This is a genomic window from Streptomyces sp. NPDC050433 (assembly GCF_044458565.1).
GTDB lineage: Bacteria > Actinomycetota > Actinomycetes > Streptomycetales > Streptomycetaceae > Streptomyces.
Genome location: NZ_JBITIB010000006.1, coordinates 1 through 18,336, shown reverse-complemented (window position 1 = coordinate 18,336; position 18,336 = coordinate 1). Strand labels below are relative to the sequence as shown.

At 71.2% G+C, this 18,336-nt stretch carries 16 protein-coding genes and 1 pseudogene; 10 read left to right on the top strand and 7 right to left on the bottom strand.

The genetic code is table 11. The features are described 5' to 3' along the window. Positions 1 to 10 precede the first annotated feature (10 nt). Entirely contained in the window at positions 11 to 829 is an 819-nt protein-coding gene (locus tag ACIBLA_RS09430) for a PaaX family transcriptional regulator C-terminal domain-containing protein (RefSeq protein WP_363245331.1), read from the bottom strand. 67 nt (positions 830 to 896) lie between these two features. Further along, positions 897 to 2,540, bottom strand: coding sequence for an AMP-binding protein (locus tag ACIBLA_RS09425; RefSeq protein ID WP_363245332.1), 1,644 nt, complete (start codon positions 2,538 to 2,540; stop codon positions 897 to 899). A 106-nt stretch (positions 2,541 to 2,646) separates the two neighbouring features. Here ACIBLA_RS09425 and ACIBLA_RS09420 point away from each other — a divergent pair, with 106 nt between their 5' ends. The 3 genes from ACIBLA_RS09420 (at position 2,647) to ACIBLA_RS09410 (ending at position 6,684) form a co-directional block, all read left to right on the top strand. Next, positions 2,647 to 3,765: an acyl-CoA dehydrogenase family protein gene (locus tag ACIBLA_RS09420; protein ID WP_399198259.1), complete on the top strand. Its 1,119-nt coding sequence runs from the start codon at positions 2,647 to 2,649 to the stop codon at positions 3,763 to 3,765. Then, a complete protein-coding gene (locus tag ACIBLA_RS09415; protein WP_399198258.1) occupies positions 3,762 to 4,166 on the top strand; it encodes a RidA family protein in 405 nt (134 codons plus the stop codon). The genes ACIBLA_RS09420 and ACIBLA_RS09415 overlap by 4 nt, the downstream gene beginning before the upstream one ends. A gap of 70 nt (positions 4,167 to 4,236) precedes the next feature. Beyond that, on the top strand, positions 4,237 to 6,684 hold the full coding sequence (locus ACIBLA_RS09410) for a glycoside hydrolase family 2 protein (protein WP_399198257.1): 2,448 nt from the start codon (positions 4,237 to 4,239) through the stop codon (positions 6,682 to 6,684). Here the strand turns inward: ACIBLA_RS09410 and ACIBLA_RS09405 are convergent. Further along, positions 6,675 to 8,201 (bottom strand): glycoside hydrolase family 43 protein, encoded by a 1,527-nt coding sequence (locus ACIBLA_RS09405; RefSeq protein ID WP_363245336.1) that lies wholly within the window; start codon positions 8,199 to 8,201, stop codon positions 6,675 to 6,677. The two genes, ACIBLA_RS09410 and ACIBLA_RS09405, sit on opposite strands and share 10 nt — an antisense overlap. A 163-nt stretch (positions 8,202 to 8,364) precedes the next feature. On the opposite strand from ACIBLA_RS09405, the gene ACIBLA_RS09400 reads away from it, so the two are divergent. Then, the gene (locus ACIBLA_RS09400) at positions 8,365 to 8,775 is read left to right on the top strand and encodes an SgcJ/EcaC family oxidoreductase (protein WP_363245338.1); all 411 of its coding nucleotides are present in this window, start codon (positions 8,365 to 8,367) and stop codon (positions 8,773 to 8,775) included. A gap of 17 nt (positions 8,776 to 8,792) precedes the next feature. On the opposite strand, the gene ACIBLA_RS09395 is transcribed toward ACIBLA_RS09400, so the two are convergent. Continuing rightward, a complete protein-coding gene (locus ACIBLA_RS09395) occupies positions 8,793 to 9,188 on the bottom strand; it encodes a nitroreductase/quinone reductase family protein (protein ID WP_363245339.1) in 396 nt (131 codons plus the stop codon). A 98-nt stretch (positions 9,189 to 9,286) separates the two neighbouring features. Here ACIBLA_RS09395 and ACIBLA_RS09390 point away from each other — a divergent pair, with 98 nt between their 5' ends. Together ACIBLA_RS09390 and ACIBLA_RS09385 are read left to right on the top strand one after the other, a co-directional pair. Then, complete coding sequence (locus ACIBLA_RS09390) at positions 9,287 to 10,759, top strand: ABC transporter permease (protein ID WP_399198256.1); 1,473 nt, start codon at positions 9,287 to 9,289, stop codon at positions 10,757 to 10,759. A gap of 46 nt (positions 10,760 to 10,805) precedes the next feature. After that, positions 10,806 to 11,486, top strand: a complete 681-nt coding sequence (locus tag ACIBLA_RS09385) for an ABC transporter ATP-binding protein (protein WP_363245341.1) — start codon at positions 10,806 to 10,808, stop codon at positions 11,484 to 11,486. 33 nt (positions 11,487 to 11,519) lie between these two features. On the opposite strand, the gene ACIBLA_RS09380 is transcribed toward ACIBLA_RS09385, so the two are convergent. After that, positions 11,520 to 12,605 (bottom strand): serine hydrolase domain-containing protein, encoded by a 1,086-nt coding sequence (locus ACIBLA_RS09380; RefSeq protein WP_399198255.1) that lies wholly within the window; start codon positions 12,603 to 12,605, stop codon positions 11,520 to 11,522. A gap of 283 nt (positions 12,606 to 12,888) precedes the next feature. Here ACIBLA_RS09380 and ACIBLA_RS09375 point away from each other — a divergent pair, with 283 nt between their 5' ends. The 4 genes from ACIBLA_RS09375 to ACIBLA_RS09360 all read left to right on the top strand — a co-directional run bounded on the left by ACIBLA_RS09375 (position 12,889) and on the right by ACIBLA_RS09360 (position 17,402). Further along, the gene (locus ACIBLA_RS09375; protein WP_399198254.1) at positions 12,889 to 14,379 is read left to right on the top strand and encodes an MFS transporter; all 1,491 of its coding nucleotides are present in this window, start codon (positions 12,889 to 12,891) and stop codon (positions 14,377 to 14,379) included. Positions 14,380 to 14,464: 85 nt separating this feature from the next. Then, positions 14,465 to 15,979, top strand: a complete 1,515-nt coding sequence (locus ACIBLA_RS09370) for a DUF2252 domain-containing protein (RefSeq protein WP_399198253.1) — start codon at positions 14,465 to 14,467, stop codon at positions 15,977 to 15,979. Between the two features lie 289 nt (positions 15,980 to 16,268). After that, entirely contained in the window at positions 16,269 to 16,850 is a 582-nt protein-coding gene (locus tag ACIBLA_RS09365) for a TMEM165/GDT1 family protein (RefSeq protein ID WP_363245346.1), read from the top strand. Positions 16,851 to 16,883: 33 nt separating this feature from the next. Next, on the top strand, positions 16,884 to 17,402 hold the full coding sequence (locus ACIBLA_RS09360; RefSeq protein WP_399198252.1) for a DUF1707 domain-containing protein: 519 nt from the start codon (positions 16,884 to 16,886) through the stop codon (positions 17,400 to 17,402). 53 nt (positions 17,403 to 17,455) lie between these two features. On the opposite strand, the gene ACIBLA_RS09355 is transcribed toward ACIBLA_RS09360, so the two are convergent. Continuing rightward, positions 17,456 to 18,118: a class I SAM-dependent methyltransferase gene (locus ACIBLA_RS09355; RefSeq protein WP_399198251.1), complete on the bottom strand. Its 663-nt coding sequence runs from the start codon at positions 18,116 to 18,118 to the stop codon at positions 17,456 to 17,458. A gap of 97 nt (positions 18,119 to 18,215) precedes the next feature. Further along, positions 18,216 to 18,336 (bottom strand): annotated as a pseudogene (locus ACIBLA_RS09350) (IS630 family transposase); the annotation flags it as partial.

The following is an 18,336-nucleotide window of genomic DNA, read 5'->3' as shown; positions in this document are numbered from 1 at the left end:
TCACCTGATTTCAGGACTGGCGTACGAACTCGGCCCCGGCGTCCCGCAGCCTCTCGTGCAGCGCCGTGAAGACCTCCGCCGAACGCCCGCCCGGCCAGCCCGCCGGCAGCAGCTCGCCCGGCAACCCCGGATCCGCGTACGGCAGTTGGCGCCACGAGTCGAGAGCCAGCAGATAGTCCCGGTAGGCGTCCTCGGCCGGTGCGGCGGCCGGTCCACGCGTCTCCCACCAGCGCAGCACCGGCTCGTGCGCCGCCAGGAACTCCTTGTGCAGCGAGGCGATGGCGCCCAGATCCCACCAGCGCTCCACCGCCTCCGCCGTCGCCGCGAAGCCCAGGTGCTCGCCGCGGAACAGATCGACGTACGGGTCGAGTCGCAGCCGCTCCAGCGCGTGCCGCGTCTCCTCGTACAGATGGCCGGGCGCGATCCACACACCCGGCGCCGCGGTCCCGAAACCCAGCCGGGCCAGTCGCGAGCGCAGCAGATGGCGCTTGTGCCGTTCGGCCTCGGGTACGGAGAACACCGCGAGCACCCAGCCGTCCGAGAGCCGGGGCGCGGGACGGTCGTAGATGCGCCGGTCGCCGTCGTCCAGCAACTGCCGCGCGTCGGTGGAGAGCGCGTAGCCCGCGGCGCCCTCCGGCGTGCGCTCGGCCAGCAGCAGCCCCCGGCGCTTGAGCCGCGACACCGACGACCGCACGGACGGCGCGTCCACGCCGAGCGCACCGAGCAGCCTCACCAACTCGGCCACGGCGAGCGGCGCGCCGTCCGGCGTCCGGCCGTACGCGCCGTAGAGGGTGACGATCAGGGATCGCGGGGTGTGCTGCTCTGCCACGTGATCACTCTAAGGGGTGGACGAGAAGGCGCAGGGCCCGCGCTCAGCCACCGGGACGGGCCCGAGCTCAGCCGCCCGGCCGGAGCCGGAAGCGCTGGAGTTTGCCCGTCGGGGTACGGGGGAGCGCGTCAAGGAACTCGAAGACGCGCGGGCATTTGTACGGCACCAGCCGCGCGGTGACGAACGCCCGCAGCGCCTCCCGCATCTCCTCGCCCGGCCGCACCCCCTCGCGCAGCACGACGTACGCCGCCACTATCTGGCCCCGCAGCTCGTCGGGGTGCCCCACGACCGCCGCCTCCGTCACATCGGGATGCGCCAGCAGCGCCTCCTCGACCTGGGGGCCCGCGATGTTGTACCCCGCCGAGATGATCATGTCGTCGGCGCGTGCGACATAACGGAAGTAGCCGTCCGGCTCCCGCACATAGGTGTCGCCGGTGAGATTCCAGCCGTCGCGCACATAGACGCTCTGGCGCGGATCGGCGAGATAGCGGCAGCCCACCGGGCCGCGCACGGCCAGCAGCCCCGGCTCCCCGTCGGGCAGCGGCTCGCCGGACTCGTCCACGACGCGCGCCTCCCAGCCCGGCACCGGCACACCCGTCGTGCCGGGCCGGGCCGCCTCGTCGGCCGCCGAGATGAATATGTGCAGCAGCTCCGTGGCGCCGATGCCGTTGATGACGCGGATCCCGGTCCGCTCGTACCAGTCCTGCCAGGTGGCGGCCGGCAGATTCTCCCCGGCGGACACACAGCGCCGCAGCCCGGAGATGTCGTACGCCATCCCGTCGGGCGCGGTGAGTTCGCCCAGCATCACGCGGTACGCCGTCGGCGCCGTGAACAGCACCGACACCCCGCGCTCGGCGACCGACGCCAACAGCTGCTTGGGGCCCGCCTGTTCGAGCAGCAGCGCCGACGCGCCCGCCCGCATCGGGAAGACCACGAGGCCGCCGAGCCCGAAGGTGAAGCCGAGCGGCGGACTGCCGGCGAACACGTCGTCCGGCTCCGGGCGCAGCACATGGCGCGAGAACGTGTCGGCGATCGACAGCACGTCGCGATGGAAGTGCATACAGCCTTTGGGCCGCCCCGTGGTCCCCGACGTGAACGCGATGAGCGCGACGTCGTCGGCCGCCGTCTCCACCGCCTCGTACCGCTCCGGCTTCCCCTCCGCCAGCCGCAGCAGATCGTCCGGCGCGTCCCCTCCGTACGTCGCGACGCGCAGCCCCGGCACCTCCGCCTTGACCAGATCGTCCACCGACCGGATGTCGCAGAGGGCGTGCCCCACCCGCGCGATCTCGCACATCGTGGCCAGCTCCCGCGCGCGCTGCTGGGCCAGCACCGTCACCGCCACCCCGCCCGCCTTCAGCACTGCGAGCCAGCACGCGGCCAGCCAGGGCGTGGTCGGCCCGCGCAGCAGGACCCGGTTGCCCGGCACCACCCCCAGGTCGGAGGTCAGGACATGGGCTATTCGGTCGACGTGGCGGCGCAGTTGGCCGTACGACCAGCTGTCGCCCGACGGGAGATGGAAGACGGGGCGGTCGGCACCGAAGCGTTCCAGCGTGCGGTCGAGCAGTTCGACGGCGCAGTTGAGCCGGTCGGGCCCGCGCAGTGCGGGCGGGTCGAAGACCAGCTCCGGCCACTGCCCGGCGGGCGGCAGATGGTCGCGCGGAAAAGTGTCGCGGTGCGCCGAGGGTGTGAGTACCGCCGGTGTCAGCTCCATCGTTCGCCCCCTCGTGGGGTGGCTTGGTGGCCTTGTGCATCGAGCGTATCGTGTGGGTGACGACAGTCAACAGTCCGCGATAGACGCGATACAAGTGAGGGCCCGGATGCCCGTATTCTCGCTCGATCCGGCACAAAAGTCCTGGTGTGAGGAGCTGCGCGCCGTCGCCGTCGACCGGCTGCGCCCCCTGGCGGAGAAGGGCGAGCCGGGCCGGATCAACCGCCCGCTGGTCGCCGCTCTCGGCGAGCTGGGGCTCATAGACCGCATGCTGACCGCCGGCGCGCTCGACCTCTGTCTGCTGCGCGAGTCCCTGGCCCACGGCTGCACGGAGGCGGAGACCGCGCTCGCCCTCCAGGGGCTCGGCAGTTACCCCGTCGTCCAGGCCGGCACCGAGGAGCAGCGGGCGCGCTGGCTGCCCGAGGTGGCGGCGGGCCGCGCCGTGGCCGCGTTCGCGCTGAGCGAGCCGGGCGCCGGATCCGACGCGGCGGCGCTCGCGCTCAGCGCCGTACAGGACGACAGCTCCGGAGCCGGCTGGCTGCTCAGCGGCGAGAAGCGCTGGATCTCCAACGCGCCCGAGGCCGACTTCTACACCGTCTTCGCCCGTACGACACCGGGCGCGGGCGCGCGCGGCGTCACCGCGTTCCTCGTCCCCGCCGACCTCCCCGGCCTGATGGGCACGCCGATCGAGATGCTCTCACCGCACCCCATCGGCGCCCTGACCTTCAACTCCGTACGCGTGAGCGCCGCCGACGTCCTCGGCGAGGTGGACCAGGGCTTCCGCGTCGCCATGAACACCCTCAACCTCTTCCGCCCCAGCGTCGGCGCCTTCGCCGTCGGCATGGCCGGCGCCGCCCTCGAAGCGACCCTCGCCCACACCGCCGACCGCACCGCCTTCGGCGGCCCGCTCAAGGACCTCCAGTCCGTCGCCCACCAGGTGGCGGAGATGGCGACACGTACGGAGGCGGCCCGGCTGCTGGTGTACGCGGCGGCCGAGGCGTACGACCAGGGGTCGCCGGACGTGCCCCGCCGGTCGGCGATGGCGAAGCTGTTCGCGACGGAGACCGCGCAGTACGTGGTCGACGCCGCCGTCCAACTGCACGGCGCCCGCGCCCTGCAACGCGGACACCTGCTGGAACACCTCTACCGGGAGGTCCGGGCGCCCCGTATCTACGAGGGCGCGACCGAGGTCCAACGCACCATCATCGCCAAGGAGTTGTACGGATGAGCCTGGAGCGGACCAACCCCGCGGAACTGGCGCCACCCTCCGGTTTCTCGCACGCGGTCAGCGTGACGGCGACGGACGGACGGCTGGTGTTCCTGGCCGGGCAGACCGCCCTCGATCAGGCCGGCACGGTCGTGGGGGAGACCCTGGTCGAGCAGTTCGAGACGGCCCTCGGCAACCTCCTCGCCGCGCTCGCCGCGACGGGCGGCACCCCGGACCATCTCGCCCGCGTCACCGTCTACGCCACGGATGTCGCGGACTACCGTGCGCACGCGGCCGAGTTGGGCCGCGTGTGGCGCCGGCTCGCGGGCCGCGAGTACCCGGCGATGGCGGTGATCGGCGCGGTCAGGCTCTGGGACGAGAGCGCGCTGGTGGAGCTGGACGGCGTCGCGATGGTGCCGTGATCCCATCTCAACTCCCCTCTCCGCAGTGCGAAGTACGGTGGACCGGTCTACAGAGATCGGAGCATCCCGCATGAAGGACGTCACCCACCTGACCGACGGCTGGACGCTGCGGCACGAGGGGTCCGACATACCCGCGCGGGTCCCCGGCTGCGTCCACACCGACCTCCTCGCCGCCGGGCTGATCGAGGACCCGTTCCTCTCCCGGAACGAGACGGCGGTCGCCTGGGTGGGACGTACCGACTGGCGTTACGACACGGTGCTCGGCGCCCGCGACACCGCGCACGAGCGCACCGACCTCGTCCTCGACGGACTCGACACCGTCGCCACCATCAGGGTCGGCGGCGAAAGCATCGCCAACACCCGCAACATGCACCGGAGTTACCGCTTCGACATCACCGGCCGGCTGGACCCCACGGGCACCACACCGCTCCGCGTGGAGTTCACCTCCGCCTACACCGAGGCCGAGGCCGTACGCGCCCTGGTGGGCCAGCGGCCCAACGCCTATCCCGAACCGTTCCAGTACATCCGCAAGATGGCCTGCTCCTTCGGCTGGGACTGGGGGCCGACCCTGGTCACCGCCGGTATCTGGAAGCCCGTCCGGCTGGAGCACTGGTCCACCGCCCGGCTCGCGGGCGTCCGCCCGCTCGTGACCCTCGACGGCTCGACCGGCCTCGCCGAACTGCGCGTGGATGTCGAACGGACGGGCAGCGCCGCCGGCCGGCGGCTCACCGCCCGCGCCCGCGTCGGCGACCACACCGCCTCCGTCGACTTCGACGGCACGCACACCGCACTCATTGTCGAGGTCCCCGACGCCGCCCTGTGGTGGCCCCGAGGCTATGGCGAACAGGCCCTGTACGGAGCGGAGTTGGAGCTGCTGGACGCCGACGGCGCCGTCCTCGACCGATGGCAGCGCAGGCTCGGATTCCGTACCGTCACCCTCGACACCGGCGCCGACGCGCACGGCACCGCCTTCACGCTCGCCGTCAACGGCGAACCGGTCTTCGCCCGCGGCGTCAACTGGATCCCCGACGACGTCCTCCCCTCCCGTATCGGCCCCGACCGCTACCGCACCCGCCTCACCCAGGCCGCCGACGCCGGCGTCAATCTCGTACGGGTGTGGGGCGGCGGCATCTACGAGAGCGACGACTTCTACGACGTCTGCGACGACCTCGGCCTGCTCGTCTGGCAGGACTTCCCCTTCGCGTGCGCCGCCTACCCCGAGGAACAGCCGCTGCGCTCCGAGATCGAGGCCGAGGCCCGCGAGAACGTCACCCGCCTCATGCCGCACGCCTCCCTCGTCCTGTGGAACGGCAACAACGAGAACCTGTGGGGCTTCCGCGACTGGGACTGGGAACCCGCGCTCGACGGCGACTCCTGGGGCGAGGGCTACTACCTGGGCCTGCTGCCCCGCGTCGTCGCCGAGACCGACCCCACCCGGCCCTACTGGGCGGGCAGCCCCTGGTCCGGCTCCTGGGACCACCACCCCAACGACCCCGCCCACGGCACCGCCCACTCCTGGGACGTCTGGAACCGCACCGACTACACCGACTACCTCGCCACCGTCCCCCGCTTCGTCGCCGAGTTCGGCTGGCAGGCACCGCCCGCCCACGCCACGCTGCGGCGCGCGCTGCCCGGGGAGGAACTGTCCGCCACCTCACCGGGCATGCTCCACCACCAGAAGGCCCACGACGGCAACGGCAAACTGGAGCGCGGCCTCGCCCACCACTTCGCCGTGCCCGAGACCGGCACGGCCGGCTTCGACCGCTGGCACTACCTCACCCAGATCAACCAGGCCCGCGCCATCGCCACCGGCATCGCACACTGGCGCTCCCACTGGCCGGTGTGCGCGGGCACCGTCCTGTGGCAGCTCAACGACTGCTGGCCGGTGACCTCTTGGGCCGCCATCGACGGCGACGCACGCCTCAAACCGCTGTACTTCACCCTGCGGCGGCTGTACGCGGACCGGCTGCTCACCGTACAGAAACGCGACGGCCGGCCGACCGTCGTCGCCGACAACCAGTCGCCGGAGCCCTGGGACGCGGAGGTGACGCTGCGCCGTACGGCGGCCGACGGCCGGACCCTCGCCGAGACGACGGTGACGGTACGGGCGGGAGCGCGCTCGGTCGCTTTTGCGCCCGTCCCCGACGAACTGCTGCCGGACGCCGCGTCCGCGAACGAGTTCCTGGTCGCCGACGCCGGGGAGCTGCGGGCCGTGCACTTCCCCGTACGCGACCGGGAGTTCGCCTACCCCGCCCCCCGCTACGACGTGGACATCGTGGACAGCGGCACGACCGGCGTCGTGGACGTCGTCGTCACCGCCCGTACGCTGCTGCGCGACCTGCTGCTCCAGGCCGACCGGCTCGCGCCCACGGCCGTCGCCGACCAGGGGCCGCTGACCCTGCTGCCCGGTGAGAGCGTCACCCTCCGGGTACGCGGCTGGGACGGCGACGGGGCCCGCTCGCCCGCCGCCGTCCGGGACGCGCTGTTCGTCGTGAACCCCCCAGGTGCCTACGGATAGACCTCCGCCCGGTCGACGCTGATGATCGCGGCACCGCTGGCGGGGTTCTTCTCGCCGGTCACCCGGACGGTCAGCGTGTGCGAGCCGGGGGCCAACTTCGGGCTGATGTACTGAAGTTGCTCGCCGACTCGGGGCGTGCCGTAGTAGTCCACGCGCTGCTCGGGACCGCCGTCGACCGAGATCGCGGCGATGCCGTTGCCGGTGTCCTTCACCGACAGGAGCGCGATACGGGTGCCGGTGAAGCGGAAGGTGGCGGTGGCGTTCGTCGCGCCGCTCCAGTGGTCGTTGCCCCAGAAGCACTGGACGGCGCAGCCGGAGCCCGACGACCAGGCGCCGCCGTAGGAGACCTGGAAGTCGCCGGTGCCGAGGTCCGTGTCGTTGATCGCGCGAGTACCGGGTCCGGGGTCGCCCGACGGCAGGTCCATGGTGTGGCCGAGCGAGACGGGCGAGCCGAGTGCCGGCTTGCCCGCGGGGGTCCAGCCGATCTTCTGCACCCGCGTGGTGCGCCAGCTGTAGGTCAGCGCGGAGGTGCTTTTCGCGTGGTAGGCCATCCAGTCCTCGGTGCCGTCCGGGGACTTGAAGAAGAAGTGGTGGCCGGGGCCGTAGACGCCGTCGGCGTCGTCGCGGGAGAAGAGCGGGCCGGGCTCCTGCGTCCAGGCGCCCGGATCAAGGGGGTTGGCGCCCGGCGCGATGGACTTGGCCCAGATCGCGTAGTCGGGCTTGCCGGTGTCGCACGCGGAGTAGGTGAGGAAGAGACGCCCGGCGGAGTTGGTCAGCGGCGTGGGTCCCTCGCGCACCTCGGGGCAGTTGCCGTCGGCGGGGAGATGGACGCGGGCGCCGGAGATGGTCCAGGGGTTGCTCATCGGGGCGAGGAAGAGCTGGTTGCGTACGCCGTCCTCGCGCTCGCCGCTCCAGGAGAAGTAGAGCCTGCCGCCCAGTTGGAAGGGCTCGCCGTCGATGGCCCAGCGGTCGCTGCCGGGGGCGGCGAGCTTGGCCTTGAAGTGGTAGGGGCCCATCGGATCGGTGCCGGCCGACTCCAGGACGTACATCCGGTGTGTGGAGTCCTGGCCGTTGCTCGCGGTGTAGTACAGGTACCAGCGGTCGCCGGAACGGAACAGGGTGGGCGCCCAGATCTGCTGGTTGCGGCTGGGGTCGCTGTCGCGCCAGACCTCTTTCATGTCGCCGGTCAGCAGGGTCGCGACGCTGGGCGACTTCCAGATGCGCAGGGCGTCGCCCTGGGTGGTGGCGACGTAGTAGTTGCCCTGGTGGTGCACGAGAGTCGGGTCGGGGCCGGTGTTGACGGGGTTGCGGAACTGACCGGCGGCGAGCGGCCCGGCAGGTGCGTCCGCCGCGGCGGACGCACCGGCAGCCGCCCGAGGTTCCTTCGGTGTGTCGGCGGCGGCTCTCTCCTGGGGACCGAGCCCGGCCCCGAGGCCCGCGCCGAGAACGAGTGCCAGCAGCGCGGCGGCCGGACCGGCCAGGCGGCCACGGCGGCGGACGTGGCGTACGAGTCTCATGATGTGTGCCCTTCCATGCGGTGCCGTTGACGGGTTGGCGCAGGAGGTGCACGGGAGTTGTACCGCCGATTTCAACGTTGTACAAGCCAAGCTGCCCCGCCCGCCGAAGGCTGCGATCCTGAGGGGACCGACGAGAGCCGGCGAGAGTGGAGGGAGTCGAGCGGTGTCTCAGGACGAGCAGCGCATCCGGGCCCTGATCGAGCAGTGGGCGGCGGCCGTGCACACGGGTGACATGGACCGGGTGCTGGCCGACCACGCCACGGACATCGTGATGTTCGACGTCCCGCCGCCGCAGGAGGGCGTACGCGGCATCGACGCCTACCGCGACACATGGCCCGGCTTCTTCGAGTGGCAGGCGAACGGCGCCACGTTCGACATCCTGGAGCTGGACATCACCGCGGGCAACGAGGTCGCGTACGCGTACGCCCTGCTGCGCTGCGGTTCACCGCGCGAGGAGGCCGAGCGGTCGGCGACCCGGCTGCGACTGACCCTCGGGCTGCGCAAGGAGCGGGGGCGCTGGGTGGTCGCGCACGAGCACCACTCGTTCCCCGACACCTCGGGGCAGGACGCGTAAACGCGGCCCGGCGCGGGTCAGTCGTCGAGGTCGACGCGCACCGTCAGCAGGTTCGTCCCCATCAGCCGCACCATCGCGCTGTTGCCCGTCGGCAGGCTCCTGAGCCGCGCACGGGGGTCGTCCTCCGGCAGCGGGTGGGCGGTTCCGGTGTGCCAGGTGCCCTTGATCCGGACGCGGACCATCGGGTCGGCCAGGATGTTCCGTACGTACTGCGACTTGTCGCCGTACTCCGACACCAGCCAGAACTCCCGGCCCACCAGGCTCCCGCCGACCGGGGTCCGCCGAGGCAGTCCGGAGCTGCGCCCGGTGGTCTCCAGCAGGATCTGCTGCGGCATCCGGGACGAGAGCGGATTGGCGACGTGCCTCTGGAACGTCGTGACGGCCCGGTGCTTGATTTCGTGGTAACGCGACATGCGTGACTCTCCGTTCGCGCTGGAGTGCTGACGGCTTCTCATCCTTCTCTTACGCCGCTCATATGCTGCCATCACGCGCCGTGCATATTTTTCCCGCCATGTTCTTCACCTACCTCCGGCGCGAACTGCGCCGCCGCCGAAAGGCCGCGCTCGTCGTGGCCTCGGGGCTCGCACTGGGAATCGCCCTGGTCATCGTCGTCAACTCCGTCTCCTCCGGCATGGGCAAGGCCCAGGAGAAGGTCCTGGAGTCGCTGTACGGCCTCGGCACCGACATGACCGTCACCAAGGCCGCCCCGCCCCCGCCCGAGGGTGGCCGCGCCGGGCCCCGTTTCCGGTTCGACGCGGAGGACGGCGACGAGGAGCAGAGCAGCGACATCGTCATGCCGCAGGGCTTCGAGACCCTCGCGTCCAGCACCGTCGGCAAGGTCGCGGACCAGTCGGGTGTGGCCACCGCCGTGGGCGGTCTCAGCCTCACGGTCGTCAAGGTCGACGGGGAGTTCAAACCCGGCGAGTTCAAGGCGCGGGAGGACAGCGCCGCCACCGGAGGAGGCGGAGGCGGTGGCGGAGGCGGCATCGGCGGTCCGCAGGGTGAAGTACGGGGCGGGGGAGCCGACTTCGACGTCAACTCCTACACGGTCTACGGCACCGACACCGCCCACCAGGACCTCGGCCCGCTGACCTCCTCCAAGATCACCGACGGCCGTACGTTCAAGGCGGGCGAGACCGACGCGAAGGTGGCCGTCGTCGACGCCGCGTACGCGAAGGAGAAGAAGTACAAGGTCGGCAGCGAAGTCACCATCAAGGGAACGAAGTTCGAGATCGTCGGCATAGCCACCGCCGACAGCGGTGACGCGGCGGCCAATCTGTACATCCCGCTGAAGCGGGCCCAGACCCTGTCCGACTCCAAGGACAAGGTCACCACGGTCTACGTCAAGGCCGACGACTCGCAGCAGATCGACGCCGTCAAGTCGGCCATCCAGAAGAACATCTCGGGCACCACCGTCACCACCTCCGCCGACCTCGCCGACACGGTCTCCGGCTCCCTCTCCACCGCGTCCGACCTCGCCACCAACGTCGGCAAGTGGCTGTCCATCGCCGTCCTCGTGGCCGCCTTCGTCGTCGCGGGCCTGCTCACCATGTCGGCCGTCACCCGCCGCGTACAGGAATTCGGCACGCTCAAGGCCCTCGGCTGGAAGAGCGGGCGGGTCACCCGGCAGGTCGTCGGCGAGGCGGTGGTCAACGGTCTGGTCGGCGGTGCGCTGGGCATCGCGGTGGGCGTGGCCGGCGCGTATGTGCTGACCGCAGTCAGCCCGTCCCTGACCGCCGAACTCGGCGGCGGGGCCGGTGGTGGCGGTGGTGGTGGTCCGGCCGGCGGCATGGTCCGCGCGGCCGGTCCCGGCGGCCCGTCCGCCGACAAGGCCATCGAGATCGCCCTCACCGCCCCCGTCTCCATCGCCACCATCGCCCTGGCGGTCGGCCTCGCGGTGACCGGCGGCCTGATCGCCGGCGCCTTCGGCGGCTGGCGCGCCTCCCGCCTGCGGCCCGCCGACGCGCTCCGCCGCGTCGAGTAGTCGCCGGAACCACCCGTACCTCACGCAGCAGCCCAGGAGTCGCACCATGTATGAACTCAGCGGTGTCACCAAGCAGTACCGCAGAGGCAAGGACACCGTCGACGCGCTCGCCGGCGTCGACCTGACCATCGGCGAGGGCGACCGGCTCGTCATCAAGGGCCCCACCGGCGGCGGGAAGTCCACCCTCCTCCAGATGCTGGGCGGCCTCGACCGGCCCACCACGGGCAGTGTCCTGCTCGACGGCACCGATCTCGCCCGGCTCGGCGAGGCCAAGCTCACCGCCGTACGCGGCCGGTCGATCGGCTTCGTCTTCCAGAGCTTCAACCTCATCCCCACCCTCACCGCGCAGGAGAACGTCGAGACGGCACTCGTCCCGCTCGGCACCAAGGCCAAGGAGCGCCGCGACCGTGCCGCCGAGGCCCTGCGCTCCGTCGGGCTGGGGGAGCGCATGCGGCACGTGCCCTCCGAGATGTCCGGCGGTCAGCAGCAGCGTGTCGCCATCGCTCGGGCGCTCGTCAAACAGCCCAAGGTGCTGCTCGCCGACGAACCCACCGGCAATCTCGACGAGTCCATGCGCGACGAGATCATGGATCTGCTCGAAGGGCTCTGGAAGGAGCACGGGCTGACCTTCGTCATGGTCACCCACGACAGCGCGATCGCCCGCCGCGCGACCCGCGTCGCCACCATCCGGCGCGGGGAGATCACCATCACCGAGCGCCCGGAATAGCCCCGGCCTGCCACGACACCCGCCGGCTTCCGCTCATCGCAGGCTCAGGTCGTCACCCAGGGCCTCCGCGATCTCGCCGGCACGCGAGAGATCGTCCAGTCGGCGGGTCAGGAAGGCGCAGGCGTGGTGGTGCTCGATCGACCACCACGCCGCCGAGCCGCCCAGTCCGCCCTTGGCGATCTTCCCCTCGTCGCGTATGAGACCCAGGGTCCAGCCGACGGTGGTGGCGAAGACCTCGTCGTGCCGGCGGACCTGGGGTGCGAGATACGCGGCGTGGAGTTCGCCGCCGAGCAGCCGGTGGACCGGCCCGTCCGTGCGGGTGAGGTCCGCGAAGAACTTCGCCACGGAGGTCGCGCTGGCATGCAGGTTGGCGGCGCCGAAGGCCGACTGCCGCCACGCGGTGGAGTTCATCCGCGCCATGTCCAGCACGCCCGCCGGAATGGTCAACCACGGTGCTGGCGGCAGCTGTTCGGGCCAGTCGGGAGACGCGTACTCAAGGTCGGCGACCCGGTGGAGTTCACCGTCGGGTACGCCGAACCAGCCGTCCAGACCCAGCGCGGGCCGTACGACGTCGGCGAACATCCGCTCCAGTGAGACGCCCGCCCCGGCCCGCAGGATCCCGTCGATCAGATGCCCGTAGGTCAGCGCGTGCTCGCCCAGCGACGTACCTGGTACGTACTCCGGAGCCGATACGGCCAGCAGCTCCCGCAGCCGGGCGTCGTCCAGCAGGTCCGTGTCCACGGCGGCCACCGGGAAGCGGGCCTGCCCCGCCTGGTGCGTGAGGACGTGCCGCAGCGTGGTCCGCTCCTTGCCGGCGACGGCGTACGCGGGCCAGTACCGCCCGATCGGCTCGTCCAGCGTCAGCGCGCCGTCCCGGACCGCGACCAGGGCCGCGAGCGCGGCGAACGGTTTCGACACCGAGTATGGCTGCACCAGCGTGTCGGGACGCCAGGGCCGGCGCCGCGCGGTGTCGGCCCAGCCGCCGCTGAGCCGGACGACCTCGACGCCGTCCCGCCACACCGACAGGCCGGCCCCGGTCTCCCGGCCGTCGTCCACCATGCGGCTGAAGACCTGACGGACCGTCTCGTAGCCCTCGGCCACGTGCCCTTCCACGTTCATCGTGATCCCCCTGTGTGATGCGGCGGACGTGCCCGACGCACCGGAAGTCTATACGGGCGGGGGGTATGTGGAACCGGTCGTGCGGACCGTCGTGCGGGACGTCGTACGGACCGGCGTACGCACGGAGGCCCGGTCCACGGGGCTGGCGTGTCAGGCCGGGGGATGCGCGGCGTACGACCGTACGCTGAGCCGGTTCGCGGCCCCGCCCCGCCGCACGCTCGCTCACTCCCCCCCCACTTCACCGTGCCTTCCCCGCTACCCCACGCCGGCCCCGGAGGCGTTCTTGCCGTCCCGCTCACTTTCGCCGAGTCTGTTCACCCGGATTCCGCTGGCCGGGAACTACCCGGCGGCCGTCACCCTGGCGCTGCTCGCGCTGAGCCCGTATCTGATCCTCACCACCGCCACCGCACTGATGGAGCCGCAGATCACGCGGAGCATCGGCGCCACGACGTACGAACTCCAGCTCACCAGCGGCATGTCGAACGCCGGGTACGCCTTCGGCGCCGTCGCGTGTGCCGACCTCGTGCAGCGGGTGGCACGGCGCCGCGTCTATCTCGTCTGCGAGTGCGGATTCGTGCTGAGTTCGGTGCTGGCGCTCAGCGCGCAGAACATCGGCATGTTCGCGACCGGGGTGGTGCTCCAGGGGCTGTTCACCGGCATGCTGCTGGTCGCGGCGCTGCCACCACTGATCACCGGCCAGCCCATCGTCAAGCTCCAGACCACCGCCGTCGTCGTCAGTCTCGGGCTCTTCGGCATGGTGGCCTTCGGCCCGCTGGTGGGCGGGCTCGTCGGCTCATTCGGCGGCTGGCGGCCCCTGTTCGCGGGCATCGGCACACTGGCGCTGATCGGACTGGTCGTCGGCTCACTGACCTTCGAGGGCAACGAGCCGCCGGACCGCCGCGCGAAGTTCGACTGGACGGCGGTCCCGCTCGCGCTCGGCACCACGGCGCTGCCGTTCTTCGGAGTCTCGTGGCTGACGCGCGGCGATTTCAGCGACCCCGAGTTCTACGTACCGGTGGCCGCCGGACTGGTGTGCGGCGTCTTCCTGGTGGGCGGCCAGTACCGGAAGGAGCGTCCGCTGATGCCGGTGCGGCCCATCAGCAACACCCTGCCGGTCGTCGGCACGCTCAACGCGATGCTCGTGGGGGCCGGCTTCACCACCCTGCTGGAGCTGATCGAGGTCTTTCTGACCAGGGAGGCCGGGTTCTCCCCGGTACGGATCGGGGCGCTCGTCACGCCTCAGATCCTCGGTGTCCTCATCGCCTCCGTGCTGTTCCGCCAACTGATGTCGACCCGCTGGACGCCGTATCTGGCCCTGTGCGGCACCGTCAGCGTGGCCATCGGCGCCGCTGTCCTGCTGGCCGCCTCCCCGTCGAGCGCGTCCGCGACCGTTCCCGTCGCCTCCTTCTTCCTCGGCTTCGGCGCGGGCGCGGGCGTGACGCCGGGACTCTTCCTGGCCGGCTTCTCCGTCCCCGCTGTCCAGATCGGCCCGACCTTCGCCCTCGTCGAGCTGCTGCGCTCTGAGGCGGCGTTCCTGGTCGGCCCCGTGCTGCTGCACTTCGCGCTCGTCCAGGGACTCGCCGACGGCTTCCACCAGGCGGTGGGGATCACGCTGGGAATCACGGTGCTCGGCGCGCTGAGTCTGGTGACCCTGTTCATGCTCGGTGGCGCCCGGCCGGAGGCGCCGGACCTCGTGTCCTGGCACTCGGGCGAGTCGACCGGCTACCACTCACCGGCCCTGCTGGCCGCGATCCGCAAGCCCGCAGATGCCTGACGGCCACCCCCTTCGACATGCGACGAGCCGGTGGTCACCCGATAGTGGACGGGTGGGGGTCGGCTCTCGGGGTGGAGGCGCATCCATGACCAGGCGCGGCACGACCTCCGACAGAACGTCCAGAACGTCCAGAACGTCCCGGGCCTCCCGCACGACCGCCCGGACCGCCCGGATCTCCCGTGCCGCCCACGCGGGTGGGTGGCGGCCACGGACGGTCCACCCGTCCCCCCAGGAGCGGGCCGAGCGGGGAAAGGCGGCGCGCAAGATCGCGCCGAGGTCCAGCCACGCGGAATTCGACCCCGGCCGTGACCGGCCCGACCCGGTGGCCGTCATCGACGCGCAGTCGCAGACACGGGTCCCGGATCTGGTGCCCCTCCGGTACGGGCGTATGACCGAGTCGCCCTTCCGCTTCTACCGGGGCGCTGCCGCGATCATGGCCGGCGATCTGGCGACCACCCCGGTCTCCGGCATCAGGGCGCAGCTCTGCGGGGACGCCCATCTGATGAACTTCCGGCTTCTCGGCTCGCCCGAGCGGCGGCTGGTCTTCGACATCAACGACTTCGACGAGACGCTGCCGGGCCCCTGGGAGTGGGACGTCAAACGGCTGGCCGCGAGCCTGGTGATCGCCGGACGCGAGAACGGCTTCTCCGCCAAGGAGCGGTCCATGATCGTACGGGCCGCCGTACGGTCGTACCGCGAGCGCATACGCGAGTTCGCCGGGATGGGCAATCTCGACGTCTGGTACACCCGCGCCGACATGGCGGAACTCCAGCCGCTGGCCGACCGGCGGCTCGGCGCGAGGGGGCGCAAGGGGCTGGCGAAGTCGATGGCGAAGGCGCGCGGTCGCGACAGCCTCCAGGCGTTCGAGAAACTGACCACCGCGCACGACGGGGAGCGCCGCTTCACGCCCGATCCGCCCCTCGTCGTGCCGCTCGACGACCTGCTGCGAGGCGGGCAGCGCGACACGTTCGTACGCGAACTCCACAAGCTGGTCGACCGTTACGGCAGGAGCCTTTCCACCGAGCGGAGGCAACTGCTGCGGCAGTACCGCGTGGTCGACATCGCCCGCAAGGTCGTCGGCGTGGGCAGCGTCGGCACGCGCTGCTGGATCATGCTCCTGCTGGGCAAGGACGACTCGGACCCGCTGATCCTCCAGGCGAAGGAGGCGGACCACTCGGTGCTGGCGGAGTACGTGGGCGCGAGCGAGTACAACAACCAGGGGCAGCGCGTCGTCGCCGGGCAGCGGCTCATGCAGGCGGTGGGCGACGTCTTCCTGGGATGGGACCGGGTGCGGGGGCTGGACGGCCATCAACGGGACTTCTACGTACGGCAGTTGCACGACTGGAAAGGCATCCTGGAACCCCAGGACATGATCCCCAACGGGATGCGGGTCTTCGCCGAACTCTGCGGCGCGACGCTCGCCCGCGCCCACTCACGCTCGGGGGACCGGATCGCCATCGCCGCGTATCTGGGCGGCGGCCCCGCGTTCGACAACGCGCTGGCCGACTTCGCGGAGATCTACGCGGACCAGAACGAGCGCGACCACGCGGCCCTGGTCGACGCGGTGAAGACGGGGCGGGTGACGGCCGAGGCGGAGTGAGCGCCCTCGGCCGCCCTCAGTCGCCCTCAGTCGCCCTCCGCCCGCCTGTTAGGCTGTTCGGCAGCGAAGGGGAGTAGTCCCGAGAACCGCTGGTCGACACACTGGACGCCGCGAGGCGCCCCGGCCACCGGGCCACCGCGTACTCTGCGGGGCGGACGAGACCTTCGACCAAGGCATGATTCGGCCCGCACTCTCGTGGGTCGTCCATCGTGCCGGGTCGAGTGGTTCTTCCCGTCGCCCGCTGGGTGCCGTACGAGCTGACGGCCCGGCCCCGGCAGAGAGCAAGAGAATGACCTTCGACCCCCTGGCGATGCTCACCGCCTTCGGGCTGATCTTCCTCGCGGAACTCCCCGACAAGACCATGTTCGCCTCACTGGCCATGGGCACCCGGATGCGCCCGCTGTACGTCTGGTTCGGCACCTCCACCGCCTTCATCGTGCACGTCGCCATCGCCGTCGGCGCCGGCAGCCTGCTCGGGATGCTCCCGGAGATGGCCGTCAAGCTGGTCTCCGCCGCCCTGTTCGCGTTCGGCGCCTTCGTCCTGCTCCGCAGCGGAGACGATGACGACGAAGACGGCGCGGGCAAGACCGTGACCGGCTTCTGGCCGGTCTACACGACCGCCTTCATGGCCGTCTTCATCAGCGAATGGGGCGACCTCACCCAGATCACCACCGCCAACCTGGCCGCCGGCAACGGCTGGTTGCCCACCGCGATCGGCTCCGCCCTCGCCCTGATGTCGGTCTCCGCCCTCGCCCTGCTGGCGGGCCGCTTCATCGCCCAGCGCGTTCCGCTCAAGACCGTTCAGCGTATCGGCGCGGCGTGCATGGCCGGACTCGCCATCTGGACCCTGATCGAAGCCTTCACCGTCTGACAACGGGGCCGGTGCGGCCATTAGAGTGAAAGGGTGACCACCCTCAGCGAAGACGACCGCGACACCGCAGTGCAGCGCCTCCAGGAGGCGTACGCCGCCGGGCACCTCTCGCACGAGGAGATGGAGGCACGCCTCCACCAGGCGCTCACCGCCAGGACGCACGGCGAACTCGCCCCGGTGCTGGACTCGCTCCCGGAGGTCGACGCGGGCACCACGTCCACGATCGCCGCCGCCGGTGGGCGGATCCGCCGGGGCGGCGCCTGGCGGGTGCCTCGGACCCTCAAGGTCGAGTCCGCGTTCGGGAAGGTGCACCTGGACCTGTCCCGAGCGGTGTTCGAGCATCCGGCGGTCGACATCGAGCTGCAACTCGGCACCGGCAGGGCCAAGATCACAGTGCCTCGCGACGCGATCGTCGACGCCGATGCTCTGCACACCGGATGGAAGGACACGCTCTACAAGCCCCCGCGGCACACCGGCCCCGGCGGACCGAGGATCCGGATCTCCGGCACCATGGGCTTCGGCCGCCTGAAGATCCGCCACGCCCGCCGCTGAGCCCCCGTCCGAACCCGAAACACCGGAGTGGTGCTGATCGTCCTCAGGCCCTGTCAGGCCCTGTCAGGTTCTTCGGGCTTGCGGGCCAGGAGGCAGGCGTGCGGTCTGTTCGCCATTCCGCCGGGCTCCTGCTCCAGCCTCGCGGTGACGACGAGTCCGGCCTGCTCCAGCAGGCCGGCCACGCGGTCCAGGGGCAGGAGATACGACTCGTAGGACACCGGACGGCCATAGCCCTGGGTCGGCCGCAGCCGTTCATCGCCGACATAGTCTCCCCAGAGCAGGTAGCCGCCGGGCGCGAGCGTGCGGTGGAACTCGGCGAACACCGCCGGCAGCCACTGCGGCGGCGTGTGATGGGTGGAATACCAGGCCAGAATGCCGCCGAGCTCGTCGTCCCCCATCTCCAGCGCGGTCATCGAACCCGCGGTGAACCGCAGGTTCGGATAGGCGTGCCGAGCCAGCCCGATCATCTTCGGCGACAGATCGACGCCGAAGGCGGGCACCCCCAGCCCGGCCAGGTGCGCCGTCACGCGGCCGGGGCCGCATCCCAGGTCCGCGACCGGCCCCAGACCGGCCGTCCGCACGAGTTCGGCGAACCCCGCCAGCATCGCGCGTGACAGCGGGTCCATCGCGGCCGGAGGCGGGACGCGTTCGACGTAAGCGGCGGCGACTGTGTCGTACGACTCGCGGACGGCGGTCAGAAAGGAAGGCTCGGCCATTCCGGCGACACTAGACCAGAGAACTGACAGACCGTGCTACGACCTTGAGTTGACCTGCGCGACATCCACCGCCGTAGACACTCGGCCATCGCACCCCCTAGTGTCCTGCGCCTGAAATCCTGTCGATATATTTCGCTAACGAGTTGAGGATTTCGTCGGCGCTCTTGGTCCATGTGAACGGCTTGGGGTTCTCGTTCCAGGTCTGGATCCAGGTGCGG

What these genes read in the sequence shown, in the direction of transcription:
- ACIBLA_RS09425 (WP_363245332.1), bottom strand. Translation starts at nt 2,540, where the DNA reads ATGGAGCTGACACCGGCGGTACTCACACCCTCGGCGCACCGCGACACT.
- ACIBLA_RS09420 (WP_399198259.1), top strand. Translation starts at nt 2,647, where the DNA reads ATGCCCGTATTCTCGCTCGATCCGGCACAAAAGTCCTGGTGTGAGGAG.
- ACIBLA_RS09415 (WP_399198258.1), top strand. Translation starts at nt 3,762, where the DNA reads ATGAGCCTGGAGCGGACCAACCCCGCGGAACTGGCGCCACCCTCCGGT.
- ACIBLA_RS09410 (WP_399198257.1), top strand. Translation starts at nt 4,237, where the DNA reads ATGAAGGACGTCACCCACCTGACCGACGGCTGGACGCTGCGGCACGAG.
- ACIBLA_RS09405 (WP_363245336.1), bottom strand. Translation starts at nt 8,201, where the DNA reads ATGAGACTCGTACGCCACGTCCGCCGCCGTGGCCGCCTGGCCGGTCCG.
- ACIBLA_RS09395 (WP_363245339.1), bottom strand. Translation starts at nt 9,188, where the DNA reads ATGTCGCGTTACCACGAAATCAAGCACCGGGCCGTCACGACGTTCCAG.
- ACIBLA_RS09390 (WP_399198256.1), top strand. Translation starts at nt 9,287, where the DNA reads ATGTTCTTCACCTACCTCCGGCGCGAACTGCGCCGCCGCCGAAAGGCC.
- ACIBLA_RS09385 (WP_363245341.1), top strand. Translation starts at nt 10,806, where the DNA reads ATGTATGAACTCAGCGGTGTCACCAAGCAGTACCGCAGAGGCAAGGAC.
- ACIBLA_RS09380 (WP_399198255.1), bottom strand. Translation starts at nt 12,605, where the DNA reads ATGAACGTGGAAGGGCACGTGGCCGAGGGCTACGAGACGGTCCGTCAG.
- ACIBLA_RS09370 (WP_399198253.1), top strand. Translation starts at nt 14,465, where the DNA reads ATGACCAGGCGCGGCACGACCTCCGACAGAACGTCCAGAACGTCCAGA.
- ACIBLA_RS09365 (WP_363245346.1), top strand. Translation starts at nt 16,269, where the DNA reads ATGACCTTCGACCCCCTGGCGATGCTCACCGCCTTCGGGCTGATCTTC.
- ACIBLA_RS09355 (WP_399198251.1), bottom strand. Translation starts at nt 18,118, where the DNA reads ATGGCCGAGCCTTCCTTTCTGACCGCCGTCCGCGAGTCGTACGACACA.